This window comes from Psychrobacter sp. AOP7-A1-24, assembly GCF_052376235.1.
GTDB lineage: Bacteria > Pseudomonadota > Gammaproteobacteria > Pseudomonadales > Moraxellaceae > Psychrobacter.
Genome location: NZ_JBQSVM010000033.1, coordinates 23,544 through 34,495 on the forward strand (window position 1 = coordinate 23,544; position 10,952 = coordinate 34,495).

Sequence of the window (10,952 nt, forward strand, 5' to 3'; positions counted from 1 at the left end):
GGGGCTTTTTTTTGAGACAAATTATGCATCTTTAAGTTAATAAAGCAGATAACACCGCAGACTATTTGTCGTTTGGTTTGTCTACTTTCACATCCTCAATAGTAGCGATAGAGGTGTCGCTATCCTGACCTGAGTCAGGTAGACGGTTTGGGTCAAGCGATCCTTTTTTGTTTTTAGGTGCACTACCATTTCCATTACTGTTTGTGGAGGTTTTGGTTTTCGAAGTCGCTGTCGAGTTTGCAGACATGACGCCTTTGTTATCCATATTAGTAGCAGACATTTTTGGTGTTTCTACTGACTCACTTTTCTCTGTGGCAGTACTAGAAGTTGACTTGGTCTCGGTGCTACTGCTTTGGGTCTTTGATGATTGATTAGCAGTATTTTGCTTATCATCGTTATCACTATCTGCCGAAGGCTCTGAGACTGCTGTCTGATTGATATCAGGGCTAGGCTCTTGCTCTTTGCGCTTGTCAGGAGCTTTTGAGTTAGACTCAAAGTTAGCGTCAGCTGCCATGCGAGCCTGCTCTTGCTTAGGCGTTACATCGACTGGCTTTGGCTGTACTTCATCGTCTATCACTAGTGATATAAGCTTACGGTCACGAGGAACGGTACCGTCAAATTTATCTGTAATGACATGCAGTTTGCCTTCTTTGTCCACCGTATACAGCGGTACGAATTGCTTATTGTCCGCTTTGTACTGCTCAAAGCTATAGCTATCCGTGATGTTGGTGATTTTAATTCGAGCTTTTTTAGACAGCATACTGGCAAGCTTGGTATAGGTCGCATCTTTGCCAAACAACCACTGTGAATGGAAGTTCGATTGCTTATCATCACGCTCGCTTTTGACTTTTTCGTCACTGAATTTAAGACGGTACAGCTTACGCTCACCAAATTCATGACGATAATGAATCTCGGACAACGTGTTCATTTCTTTGTCCATACTCATCGCAAACAGACGACCAATACCGATCAGATCCAGATGATGATCTGCGTGATCAGAGATGGGATTACCAAAATAAGTACGCAGACCGCTCATGCGTGCGCGTGCAATATTGGTGTAGTTATTGTGCGCAACGATGACGTCGAAGCCCTGATCTTTGAGAGAAGTAGCAATCAGTAGCGCAATTGGGTTTGAACCAACGATAAGGATACCGTTGGTCTCAGGTTCACGTACGCCAAGTAAATTACCGACGAGCTTTGCACCCAAGCCTTGAATCATAACCGTACCGATGATGACCATAAATACCAGAGGTACAAGCAGCTCAACGCCTTGGATATCATACTCTTGCAAACGAATCGCAAACAGTGACGAGATAGCAGCAGCGACGATACCACGTGGGCCAATCCAGCTAATCATCAGCTTTTCATTGGTCTTAAGGTTGGAACCGATAGCAGATGCCCAAACCGATAATGGACGTGCCACAAACATCACGATAGCGAGTAGTACTAGTCCTGCGAAGCCAACGCTGAGCAAGCTTGCTAGTTCGACACGTGCCGCTAGAATAATGAACAGTACTGAAATCAGCAAAATGGTCAACGACTCATTGAACTCTAAAATCGTCTCACGTGGGAATTTTGGCCAGTTCGCTAACGCCACGCCCAATACTGTAACAGTCAATAGCCCTGACTCATGCTCTAGATGATTCGATATCGAAAATAAAACCAGTACAAATGCTAAGGTAAAGACATTACGCAAAAACTCAGGAATCATATGGCGACGCATAAGAAACGCAAGTAGCCAAGCGCCCGCCATACCCATTGCAGTCGCCAATACAACAATCTTAGCAAATAGTAGAATGCTACTGGCTTCGCCGCCTGAGATAATGTACTCATAGACCAATACCACAGCGATAGCGCCGATCGGATCAATGATAATACCTTCCCATTTCAAGATGTTGGAAATGGTTTTGTTAGGGCGTACACTACGCAGCAGTGGCATAATCACTGTTGGCCCAGTCACACAAACCAGTGCACCAAAGAGCAGAGCAATCAGCGGATCGACATCGAATAGTAAATAAGTCGATAGTGCCACGATAGCGATAGTAATCAGTACACCGACTGATACCAACATCTGTACCACGGTACCATGTTGCTTAATCTCATCGAACTCTAGCGTTAACGAGCCTTCAAATAGGATAATCGCTACGCCCAAAGAGATGAAAGGAAACATCAACTCGCCCAATACTAAATCTGGGTCAAATACACCCAGCACTGGGCCGACGATAATACCAATCAGTAATAAAAATAAAATGGATGGTTGCTTTAAATACCAAGCCAACCATTGGGCGGCAATGCCGATCCCAACCACGCCGGATAGCAAAAGGGCGGTATCCATAAATTAATCCTTTTATAATCTTGTCATATTTTATATCTATCGATAGCGGTTATAAGATAGTCGCTATCGTGTATGTAGCTATAAGTTGTCATTCGTTTCTATTGTAGCTAGGCCATCGCATGGATGGCCATCGTGAAATCACAGCATAAGCTAGATATGATATAACTACGATAAAGTAGTAAAGACAAAAGCGCTTCTAGATAAATAACGATATTCTAGAAATGCAAAAGATGGAAAACAAGAGTGATGATAGCCTCTTTATAATTCTGTAATAGACAGCCTTATAAAGAGGCTAACTTTTGTTTGTTTAGTAAAATATTTGGTTTGACATCATACCATGATTTTATTTCAAGCTGATGTAAGCCGTATCTGCTAAAAAGCTATCTTGCAGCCATAAAAATGTATAAGACCTATATAAAATAACGCAGCCTTGAGCTATCCTGCACTATGTAAAAATTCTTAGCGCAATGATTTAAGTTTTTATTTATCATACAGTAGCTGCATTGGGCGTGCACGTCGCGCACAGGGTAATATTGTTAGCACCATAAAATGGCATATACTGATCGCTGACAATCATAATGTGGCTGTGGACAACAGCGATTAATCAGATGGAGGACAAAATGCCTATCAATATGTTCAAAGAACAGACCACCGCCAATATGCAGCGCTGGTTACAACGTAGTGCGCTAGCACTTGCTGTTAGTACAGCGATGTTCGCCAGTATTAATGTCACGACGATAAACAGTGCTCAGGCTGCAGTCACTACGGCTGACTTCTCTAGTTTGGTGCAACAGGTCACGCCAGCAGTCGCACGCGTTAATGTCACCAAAACGATTAGTGAAGCTGAGCTTGCTAAGGCTCAAACTGCTGAAGTATTGCGTCAATTCTTTGGTGATCGACTGCGTATTCCAGATCGAGTCGCGACGCCAGCGATTGAACATGCTTATGGTACGGCTTTTTTTATTACCTCTAATGGTTACATGCTAACCAATCATCATGTTATCGCAGGTGCTGACAAAATAACTGTGACGCTCAATGATAGAACCGAGCTTGATGCAACTTTGGTTGGTAGTGACGAGCGCTCAGATGTGGCTGTACTAAAAGTTGAGGGCAATCAATTTCCTGCCTTGCCTATTGGCGACTCAAGTGGTCTAAAAGTAGGGGAGCCAGTATTAGCAATCGGTTCGCCATTTGGTTTTGACTATTCAGCTTCTGCTGGCATTGTCAGTGCCAAGTCGCGTAGCTTTTCGCGTGAGACCAGTGTGCCGTTTATCCAGACAGATGTAGCACTAAACCCTGGTAACTCTGGCGGGCCACTATTTAACCAGCGCGGCGAAGTAATTGGTATTAATTCGCGCATTTTTAGTGGTACTGGCGGTTACATGGGACTGTCATTCTCGATTCCTATTGATGCTGCCATGGACATTTATGAGCAGCTAAAGAACAATGGTGAAGTGGCGCGTGCATATCTAGGGGTTTACCCACAAGATATCGATCGCAATTTGGCTGAAGCTTACAATTTAGAACGCCCTCAAGGTGCCTTACTGACTCGTGTATTACCGGATTCGCCAGCACAAAAATCAGGCCTCAAATCTGGTGATATCATTTTGCAATACAATGATGTAGAAATCATGGAAGCATCCGATTTGCTGAACTTGCTTAATCGAGCGCGTCCAAGCGATCCCTTCCGTGCACGGATTCAGCGTAACGGTAAGCAGATGATGATTAGCGGTAAGCTTGCTTATGCGCCTAATGATGTAAGAGCACAGAGTGGTGATGAGCAAAATGATGATGTACAGTTGGGCCTGCGTTTACGCGAGTTGACGGCAGATGAACAAGCAGAAATCGCTGTGGATAATAAAACAGGCATATTGGTTACTACAGTGGATCCTACTGGGTTAGCTGCACGCTCAGGTATTCTGGCAGGCGATGTTATTACTAATTTTCATCAAAAGCCGATCGAAACAGTGGCAGACTTTTCAGGTGCTATCTCTTCTCTTCCTAAAAAAGGCGTGGTCACTATAGAAGTTATACGTCAAGGCATTCCTGCTATTATTGGTTTACGTATTGAGTAGGTGCCATGATTGAAGCGTGACTGTTAATGTTGCTAATTATTTGGCTTAGAATATGGTTAGGCATATAAAGGCAGCGCGCACGTCAATAATTGTGCTTGTCTATCATGGAGGTCGACCTCTATAATGTTTGGTTTTTTATCAAACAGCTAAGAGTGCGACCTCAATAGCAATCCATTCGTTAAGTGAGTTATTGATCAATCAATACGCTCTAAGGTGGCCCGAGTCGCTTAGTAGGCTCGTACCATTATGCAACCGCTAGGTAATTATGACTGACCCCGCTCTACATACGCTTATTACAACGACGTCAGCAGGATTGCTAGCGTACATTGCACTGTGGTCAGGGCTACAAACGTTTAATGCCAATCCTACCAATCGTTTTATGCGTATTTGGGTAAAGCTAGCATTGTATTATGCCGCTTACACAATGCCTGTTTGGGCGGTATTGCTTATCATAGTTTGGTCACAGGACCTTATGCCGATATTGGCACAGCTGTCTCTACTTGCCGTACTGATGGCAATACTGATGATGGGTTTATACTTTTATACTGTCATTGTGCAACCCAACCGTTTACGATTAGAACAGCATTCTATTGATTTAGATTTGTCTACACCGCTCAAAGTTGCAGTACTGGCAGACTTACGCATAGGAATATATGGCGGTAAGCCGCGTCATATTCGCAAGCTGGTCTCTACTATCAATGCCTTGTCAGCAGATGCCGTACTGATTACTGGCGACTGGCTATACTATCCAAGCGCAGATTTAGTAGGTCAGTTAATGCTGTTCAAAGGGGTTAATAAACCTGTTTACACAGTCATGAGTACCTCGGACTTGTGTTATCAGTCTATGAATACGACCAAACAAGGTCAGCCACTATTAGAGGATACATTGGCCAGTACTTTTGACGTACTCGATATCAAATATATCGGTCAGCAATGTACACCGTTGCCACTCAGATGTACGAGAGTGACAAATGAGCAGTCAGTCACCAGTCAACCAAATTCTAAAAGCAATAAGTCAGATAATATTGAGCAAGACAACTCAAAGATAAACTCACTAGTAGCGGTACTTTGTGGCTGGCAAGATATGCCTAAGAAGCCCACAGATATCGTCACGTCAGAGGCGACTGATAAAGCAGTGCTTGGAACAGAAATTGCCAATGCCACCAGTCCCGTTATTATCTTGGCTTCACGGTTTGATAGTATCAGTGACCTGCCAAAATCTTTACAGCCACGTCCTTTATTAATAACTGGCGCTGCAAAGGCTATTCAAAAAAATATATTGCTGGCTCAAAAGCAGAATGATATTCGACGTAGTAGTAAGCAATCGGTGTTGTTCTATAACAGTCGTATGGGCAAGCAGCGCGGTTTGTACCAACATGCAAATGCACAGATATTTGTCAGTAGCGGCATCGGTACGAGAGGGTTGCCTTTTCGATTCTATCGACCTACTATCGATGTGTTGACGATTCGTTAATATTACATAAGAGACTTATCAGCGCACATTGATTACGCTAAACTGCTTCTTTAGTAGTACGATTGTTTATTTTCAGGGTTTTTGGCCGAGTTTTATATATTTCAGCAAAAAATAATACGCGTTTTTTTGGTATTAAATTTATGTATTGACTGCCAATTGATTGATAGCGGTCAAATCAAAATATGCTACACTAACGAGCACTCTTATTATTGTATTTCTATCGGTTGGTAAGTACGCCCATTACTTTTGGTAGCGTGCCATCACGATATTGATTTGTATATATAATGATTTATGTTACAAACGCTATTATAGCAAATAGAGACACAGCATTAACATCAAGCAAGTCATGCCATCAGCGTTGTTCAACACATATAAAGCAATGGCCACTTGCAAACGACCTATCATGTGACAGCTTTAATAAAAGCTAGGATAATACAGTAAGGCACGGTTATGAGCACAGCATACGACGAGATAAAAACCCGACTACAAGGCTCAATGGTAGCTTTGGTAACGCCCATGCACCCTGACGGCACGGTCGATTATAAACGTCTCGCAGATCTCATAGATTGGCAGATTGAACAGGGTACGCATTGCCTTGTGGCTGTTGGTACTACTGGTGAATCAGCGACCCTATCTATGCAAGAGCATAGCGATGTCATTCGCTATTTTGTTCAGCATGTCAAAGGTCGTGTACCAGTCATCGCTGGCACCGGTGCCAACAACACGATGGAAGCCATCAAGTTGACTCAGGATGCTGCCGATGCAGGTGCAGACTGTGCACTGCTCGTTGCTCCCTACTACAATAAGCCGCCACAAGAAGGTTTGTTCCAACATTATCAAGCCATTGCTAAAGCCGTAAATATACCGCAAATGCTGTATAACGTGCCTGGACGTACAGTGGTTGATATCGCTCAAGAAACGGTTGAGCGTCTGTGTGATATCGATAATATCGTTGCTATCAAAGATGCGACAGGATCTGTCGGTCGCGGTGAGCAATTGATTAAAGCTGTTGGCGATAGAATGGTTGTGTTGTCTGGTGACGACGGCACTGCGTTTGATCTAATGAAAGTAGGTGGCAAAGGCAATATTTCAGTCACTGCTAACGTAGCGCCAAAAGCCATGAGCGAGACTTTCGCTGCGGGCTTGCGTGGTGATTTTGAAACGGCTGGTAAAATCCATGACGTGGTCAAACATCTGCACCGTGACCTGTTTATCGAGTCAAGTCCTATTCCAGCAAAGTATGCGCTGCATAAAATGGGCATTATCGATAAAGGTATTCGCTTACCATTGGTTTGGCTCGCGGAGCAGCATCATGCGACGATTGATGAAGCTTTGATTCGAGCAAATATACGATAAACTGATCTTCAGTGACTTGAGGTTTGTTGCTAGTTTAATGACCATCATTCGACTAGCAGCAGGTCAACTTATCAGGACAAGTCAATCGCTTAAATAAGCAATAACTGCTAATTCAGAGAGACAACATGATGACAGTATCATCAACGACAAAATTATTTCCAGCCATGCTGACCTTGGTTTTGGGTAGCACTTTGGTATTGAGTGGCTGTCAAGCGACTAAAAACTTGCTTGGTAAGCGTGACAACGGTAGCTTAGATTATCAACAAAGTGAAAAGCTTGCACCGATAGAGCTACCTGCCGCCCAAGAAACGGCACCTTTCGTGCCTTTGTATTCAACACCGAATGCTGGGGCAAACACGCTCAAACTACAAAATGAATCTGGCAATCAGTATCAGCTGCCAAAACCTCAGCGTGCTGTTAGCAACACTTCTAACTAAACTTACTCCCTTATCTATATCGCTGACTTTTGCGTTTTTTATCATAGCCGCAAACCATGTATCTTACATCAGTCAGCGGTAGCTGCGCGTTTTTACCACATAAGCTTGAACGAACAGGAACCCCCATAATGCAAAAGCAACAACTGCTGTATAAAGGTAAAGCCAAATCTGTCTATGAAACAGAGGATAGTGATCTTCTGATTTTGCACTTCCGTGATGATACCTCAGCGCTTGATGGTAAGCGTATCGAACAACTGGCACGTAAAGGTGTGGTTAATAACCGCTTTAATGCTTTTATCATGCAAAAATTGTCTGATGCTGGTATCGAAACACATTTCGAGAAGCAATTGTCTGACGATGAAGTATTGGTTAAACGCTTGGATATGATTCCCGTAGAGTGTGTGGTGCGTAACTTTGCAGCTGGTAGCTTGGTACGTCGTTTAGGCTTAGAAGAAGGTCAGGAACTGACGCCGCCAACTTATGAGCTTTTTTATAAAGATGATGCGCTAGGTGATCCGATGGTTAATGAATCACTTTCTGTCTCTCTTGATTGGGCGACCAAAGAGCAGTTGGCAAAGATGGAAGAGCTAACTTATCAAGTCAATGATGTATTAAAAGCATTGTTTGATGCAGGTGATTTAATTTTAGTTGATTTTAAACTAGAGTTTGGCGTATTCCATGACCGTATCGTATTAGGTGACGAGTTCTCACCAGATGGCTGCCGTATATGGGATAAGAACACTAAGAAGAAACTTGATAAAGACCGTTTCCGTCAGTCATTAGGTGATGTGATTGAAGCTTATGAAGAAGTCGCTGACCGTATTGGTGTGCCATTAAAATAAGTAGCTGGTACTTAGCATGTAATAAAAAACTGAGCCATGTGCTCAGTTTTTTTATGGCATTATATTTATGATGGTACCCTAGTGAGGACTTTAAAATTAGACTGTAGGCTAATGATATCAGTGGTTTTGCTCACTCAAATAATCTCAATGTACCTCGTGGTGTACATGCAGTAACTAGTTTTATATAGTAGATAAGATATTTCTCATTGATAATAAAAAAATACAGGTGTGCTATGGTTCGTTTATCGCAATTATTTGATTTCAACTTAACATGGCCTATTGGGTTAGCCTTTATGTTAGGTATTGCTTTTTGGGCAATGATTAACATCTGGTCATTGCTTGGCACGCTTATCGGAGCAATCATTTTTTTTATTGCTTACGGGATAGCGAAAAAATGGAGATTTGTGACAACGAAAATAACTATGTCAGATATTTTCTATTTTATCGTTCCTATAATATTCTTTCAAATCTTAATAGGTACGCTATACAACCATTGAGTAATTTATATGTATACCCTAGCGGAACCAGTGAAAACTGACCTTCGACATCCAACGTCATAAACTCTGTTTTGGGAACATGATAGATGCGCTATACAGGCATCGAACTGCCAGTATTAAACACACCTTATAGCTCATCTGTTTTTATAGCATTGCTGTCTTGATCTAAGATGGGTTTTCTTGAATAGGGAAAACTTTGTCGTAGCCCCAATTATAGATAAACGCATAAACCAAGTAAAAAACAGTCATCGTAATATCCATCATGAATGCTTGCCAGAGGCTGATACCTAAGTACCATGCAATCATAGGTAAGAACGATAGCAATAGTCCTCCTTCAAACAAAAAAGCGTGCAATACACGTATTGGTATAGTCTTATACGTATCACCGCGTACTTTCAACATGAAGTGATCAAACAATAAGTTATAAAAATAGTTCCAAACCGTTGCAATGATAGAGCCAAACACTGCAATCGGACCTATCTCATGTATATCGAAGCCAAACAACCAGCTGGTCAAGGTGACTAGAAGCGCCAATCCAATTATCTCAAATCCCAAAGTATGACGTATACGATCTTTAGTAGTACGCATAAAGACTCCTAACTTGTTTCATTGATTTATTAGCCTATTGTATCTGTTAAAATCAGATAACAAAGTTAGAACCTATAGGATTTATAGATAGATGAACCTGTCATTAGAACAACTAAAAGCATTTATAGCGACTGTAGATACAGGCTCTTTCTCAGCTGCGGGTCGGCAACTGGGTAAGGCGCAATCTGTCATTAGTACAGCCATTTCAAATTTAGAAGTCGACCTGGATAACACCCTATTCGAACGCACAGGACGTTATCCAAAGCTGACGCCAGCTGGAGAGCGACTGCTGGTAGAAGCCAGAGTCATAATTGAGCGTTGTGAGCATTTTCGAGGCGTTGCACAGAGCTTGAGTGAAGGGGTCGAGAGTCAGCTGGTACTTGCTGTCGATGAGTTGTACCCAGAAGTAAAGCTTGGCGCTCTGATGGAAGCTTTCTCTCACCATTTTCCTCATGTAGAGCTTGAACTACTGTTTCCTTCAATGGAAGATGTCAGCTGCCTAGTACTAGAAGGTCGTGCCGATTTAGGCATTATGTGGCGGCAAGAAATACTGCCTTCAGCATTAAATTTTCATACTCTTGATTGGATATCGTTGAAAGTGGTGTGTGCGCCAGAACATGATCTAGCTCATCAAAAAGTCGGCTGGGAAGAGTTGAAACGCTATCGGCAATTGATGGTAGCAACTCGAAATCATAGCGAAGAAAAAGCACGATTGCGAGTTGCTGCTGATGTATGGTGGGTTGAGAGCCAGTGGGTTATTGTTGAACTAGTACAACGTAATCTAGGCTGGGCATGTGTATCTGAGCATGTGGTTGCCGACGCATTGGACAATGGCAATCTAGTTGCACCGATACTAGATTTTGATGATCATGATTGGCCTGTCGCGCTAGAACTTGTTTGGCATAAGCAACACTCTTTAGGCAAGGCTGCTACTTGGTTGAGATCGGCAGTGATTGCTTTGAATACATGAGTTAAGTGTTTTAATTTATATTTCCAAGCACTTTGTTTTTTGCTAATAATTCTGCTTTGATGCTTGTGCAAAGTTCTGTACTTCATCAATACTAAAGCAGTATTGTTTTAAGGCATACCCCAAGAGAACCATTTATCTCATCCTTCAAACCCATTAACAGACCATCTAAAATAGACCGCCATAATAGAACCACACATAACAGCCTGCAATTTCTATCTATTTATCAACCAGTATCACTCTTTAGGCACAGGTTTGTTGTTTAGCTCGTATAAAAAATCAAACATAGCGCCAACACTATCCTCGATACCTTATCTTACTTTTATGCTAATTTATTAGTACTTATTCATATCAATTAGACCATAAAAATAAGAAAAGGTT

At 42.2% G+C, this 10,952-nt stretch carries 8 protein-coding genes; 6 read left to right on the plus strand and 2 right to left on the minus strand.

Annotated elements, in window-relative coordinates; translation table 11 throughout:
* Positions 1–61: 61 nt before the first annotated feature.
* Entirely contained in the window at positions 62–2,335 is a 2,274-nt protein-coding gene (locus tag ACT3QQ_RS10855) for a cation:proton antiporter (protein ID WP_444528031.1), read from the minus strand.
* A gap of 710 nt (positions 2,336–3,045) precedes the next feature.
* Between ACT3QQ_RS10855 and ACT3QQ_RS10860 the strand changes: the two genes are divergently transcribed.
* From ACT3QQ_RS10860 to purC, 5 genes are all read left to right on the plus strand, one after another.
* Complete coding sequence (locus ACT3QQ_RS10860; RefSeq protein ID WP_444528038.1) at positions 3,046–4,410, plus strand: Do family serine endopeptidase; 1,365 nt, start codon at positions 3,046–3,048, stop codon at positions 4,408–4,410.
* A gap of 265 nt (positions 4,411–4,675) precedes the next feature.
* Positions 4,676–5,884, plus strand: coding sequence for a hypothetical protein (locus ACT3QQ_RS10865; protein ID WP_444528032.1), 1,209 nt, complete (start codon positions 4,676–4,678; stop codon positions 5,882–5,884).
* 450 nt (positions 5,885–6,334) lie between these two features.
* Complete coding sequence (gene dapA, locus ACT3QQ_RS10870; protein WP_444528033.1) at positions 6,335–7,240, plus strand: 4-hydroxy-tetrahydrodipicolinate synthase; 906 nt, start codon at positions 6,335–6,337, stop codon at positions 7,238–7,240.
* Positions 7,241–7,365: 125 nt separating this feature from the next.
* Positions 7,366–7,677 carry a hypothetical protein gene (locus ACT3QQ_RS10875; protein WP_444528034.1) on the plus strand — a complete coding sequence of 104 codons (312 nt, stop codon included), beginning with the start codon at positions 7,366–7,368 and terminating at the stop codon, positions 7,675–7,677.
* 128 nt (positions 7,678–7,805) lie between these two features.
* A complete protein-coding gene (gene purC / locus ACT3QQ_RS10880) occupies positions 7,806–8,519 on the plus strand; it encodes a phosphoribosylaminoimidazolesuccinocarboxamide synthase (RefSeq protein ID WP_444528035.1) in 714 nt (237 codons plus the stop codon).
* A 662-nt stretch (positions 8,520–9,181) separates the two neighbouring features.
* Here the strand turns inward: purC and ACT3QQ_RS10885 are convergent.
* Entirely contained in the window at positions 9,182–9,604 is a 423-nt protein-coding gene (locus ACT3QQ_RS10885) for a PACE efflux transporter (RefSeq protein ID WP_444528036.1), read from the minus strand.
* A gap of 91 nt (positions 9,605–9,695) precedes the next feature.
* Between ACT3QQ_RS10885 and ACT3QQ_RS10890 the strand changes: the two genes are divergently transcribed.
* The gene (locus ACT3QQ_RS10890) at positions 9,696–10,574 is read left to right on the plus strand and encodes a LysR family transcriptional regulator (protein WP_444528037.1); all 879 of its coding nucleotides are present in this window, start codon (positions 9,696–9,698) and stop codon (positions 10,572–10,574) included.
* Positions 10,575–10,952 lie beyond the last annotated feature (378 nt).

Coding starts and splice junctions, on each gene's coding strand:
- ACT3QQ_RS10855 (WP_444528031.1), bottom strand. CDS start 2,335: ATGGATACCGCCCTTTTGCTATCCGGCGTGGTTGGGATCGGCATTGCC.
- ACT3QQ_RS10860 (WP_444528038.1), top strand. CDS start 3,046: ATGTTCGCCAGTATTAATGTCACGACGATAAACAGTGCTCAGGCTGCA.
- ACT3QQ_RS10865 (WP_444528032.1), top strand. CDS start 4,676: ATGACTGACCCCGCTCTACATACGCTTATTACAACGACGTCAGCAGGA.
- dapA (WP_444528033.1), top strand. CDS start 6,335: ATGAGCACAGCATACGACGAGATAAAAACCCGACTACAAGGCTCAATG.
- ACT3QQ_RS10875 (WP_444528034.1), top strand. CDS start 7,366: ATGATGACAGTATCATCAACGACAAAATTATTTCCAGCCATGCTGACC.
- purC (WP_444528035.1), top strand. CDS start 7,806: ATGCAAAAGCAACAACTGCTGTATAAAGGTAAAGCCAAATCTGTCTAT.
- ACT3QQ_RS10885 (WP_444528036.1), bottom strand. CDS start 9,604: ATGCGTACTACTAAAGATCGTATACGTCATACTTTGGGATTTGAGATA.
- ACT3QQ_RS10890 (WP_444528037.1), top strand. CDS start 9,696: ATGAACCTGTCATTAGAACAACTAAAAGCATTTATAGCGACTGTAGAT.